The sequence below is a fragment of the Falsiporphyromonas endometrii genome (assembly GCF_042654485.1).
In the GTDB taxonomy this organism is placed as follows: domain Bacteria; phylum Bacteroidota; class Bacteroidia; order Bacteroidales; family Porphyromonadaceae; genus Porphyromonas; species Porphyromonas endometrii.
The window spans coordinates 1-2,678 of sequence record NZ_JBHSGO010000090.1 but is presented as its reverse complement, the minus strand read 5'-3'; the positions used below and the strand labels follow the sequence as shown (position 1 = coordinate 2,678).

1 protein-coding gene is annotated in these 2,678 nt (G+C 37.8%); it reads right to left on the bottom strand.

Annotated features, from left to right (window positions below; genetic code table 11):
- Window positions 1-111: 111 nt before the first annotated feature.
- On the bottom strand, window positions 112-1,881 hold the full coding sequence (locus tag ACFO3G_RS03450) for a M16 family metallopeptidase (RefSeq protein WP_380078012.1): 1,770 nt from the start codon (window positions 1,879-1,881) through the stop codon (window positions 112-114).
- Between the last annotated feature and the right edge of the window lie 797 nt (window positions 1,882-2,678).

The window sequence follows — 2,678 nt, the reverse complement described above, 5'->3', positions numbered from 1 at the left end:
ATTTCTTCATGCTTAACCATTCGTTTTGACAACATTTCAATGATCTCTTTAGTGTTTTCGAACCGACTTTTGTCAGTTCTATTGTTTAACTTTTAATTTTTCGGTAAAAATTTACCGAAGTATTGTCAAATTGGAGAAGTCTTTTTCTCCATACAGAGAAAGTCCGCCCTTCTTTTTGAGTCTCAATCGGATGGTGTCGTCAGTAAAATCCGTTTTCTTAAGATAGACCTTTACACCGTTGCTTAAGGTCATTTCTATGACATTCAATCCTTTGTCTTGTTTTGACGAAACGATTCTCCCCGGTTTGGGAAGCTTGTCGAGAAGCGTCTTTTGATCTTCCGCACTATATTCATACTTTTCAACCTTCGCACCTATCAATTTTTTATAGATATCCATTACTTGTTCTTTTGATGGATATTTTAGAGAGTTTTTCTGAGGGCCTGATATCATGATGCAGACATTGTCGCCGGTAAAGAAATCTGAAACAAAATCATTGATAACAAAAGCGGAAATTAATTTGAGTATAAACTTATTAAGCTTGTACTCGTCCTCGATATTTATCAAGTATCCTTTATCTCTGAAATACCTGCTGCAGGCGTCTGCATAATATTGATTGCTCAGTTTTGCACGTTCTCCATAAATATTCTTATAGTAAAGGATGTAAGAATCTTTCGCCCTCTCAAGCTCGGCTAAAGAAAACCCGAACTTCTTGGCTCTTTCAACCTCGGTAATCAATAATTTCAAAGCATCGACAATTCGTCCTTTTTTGACTGTGGCAGAAAGCGTAAAGGCGTTTTTTGTTGACGCTATATCCATAAACAGCCCATAGCTTACCGAACTGCTGATCATCGGAGACTTTTGATCCAGGCGATATTCGGAAAGCCTGTTTCTTATCATTATTCGCACGAGGTCTGTCAACATTTGTCTCATATACGAAGACATTTCAGAATTGTCCGACGACAAATTCTTTATTTTGAAACAAAGATCGACCGATTCCATTGACGCTTCCGGATGTGTAGCTATGGCTATGAGAGGCTCTTCATTATCCTTAATCCTGACGTATTCCCTTTTGGCTGGGTTGATAGGCTTTGGGATGTCTCTAAAGATTTCTTTTATCTTTTGTATTATGCTTTCGGGATCAATGTCTCCTACCACGATGACAGCCTGTAGGTCAGGCCTGTACCATTTGTGATAAAAGTCTCTGAGTACTTGCGGATCGAAATGGTCCACTATATCCATGCTGCCAATGGGCATTCTCTTGCTATACTTATTGTCAGGAAGTACTTGAAGGAGCGTCTGCTCATAAATATTTTTATAGGAGCGCTCCTGAGTCCTCCATTCCTCGTGGACGACCGGGCGCTCTGCATCTATTTCCTTTGGATCTAACGTTATGAATCCGCTCCAATCATGCAAAATTAGGAGGCAGCTGTCAATGTCTGCCTGTTTTTGCGTTGGAGCGTCCTTGATGGTGAATACGGTCTCATCGAAAGAGGTGAACGCATTAAGGTCGGCACCCATTTTGCATCCTATGCTTTGTAGGTATTCAATAATCTTCTTTTTAGGAAAATTTTTAGTGCCGTTAAAAGCCATATGTTCGAGGAAATGGGCTAATCCCAACTGGTTGTCTTCTTCAAGAATGGATCCAACTTTTTGAACCAAATAATAGTGGGCCCGATGCTCCGGATTGGTATTTTGCTTTACGAAGTATGTCAGTCCGTTTGGAAGAGTTCCTACATGAATGGTTGTGTCCTTAGGCAAGGATAGTGCAGACGGAACATCTTGAGCGCATAACGACTGAGCAAATAATAATAAGAACAATATAAAAAAGGTAATCTTTACTCTTTTACCAATGTTATTCGAAAGTATTAGAATAGTTTTCATATAAAAAATAAAAGGTTTCTGTTTATATCTATCAATTAATTGGTGTTTGACTGGAGGTATCCATTTTTCAACTTTATTGTCTGTTTCTTTTTCCCTGAGTGTCTAACTTAACATCTCCTTGTTTAACAAACTATCTTAGTTGTAGTGCAAAGGTATATTTTTTTGTAACTACAAGAAGCTGTTTATAAATTATTCAACGAATTTATTAAGCAATATTTTACAAAAAGCAAGTAGAACCACAGCCTCTGCAGTCACCACATGAAACTCATAGTCAACCGTAAGCTTCTGAGATTTTCCCAACTATGCAAAAGTTCTTTACACGATCCGGCGTTTTGGAATGACCTTGAACTTTGATAGATATTCATTTGATCTGAGAGGACTTCAAGTTTCCACCCGTATTTGACGAGAAGCCAACCGGCAAGATCCCCTCTATAGCCTCCATCTGCAAGAATTTTGGTAAGACGGGGCAATTTGGAAGAAAATTTTCCAATGACTTTTAGAGCAACATTGCATTAGAGAATCCTTTTTAGTACGATAGTAATTACTTAAGAGAATTATTGTCGCCTGATAAAAACTAAAGAATGATCCAATCTCTTTAAAAATTTCAAAAGAGATTTCGAAGACAAGTGTCAAAGAAAAAATAAAGAATTAAGGGGCCGATCTCTATCTGTGATATGAACCCCAAAAGTTAGACTCAAAACTTTTGGGGTTTATTTATGGAATCAAACAAAAAGAAAAGACGAAAGCATAGTTATTATGATCGTCTCCGTTACATGCATATGTTGGAGGAAGGATAT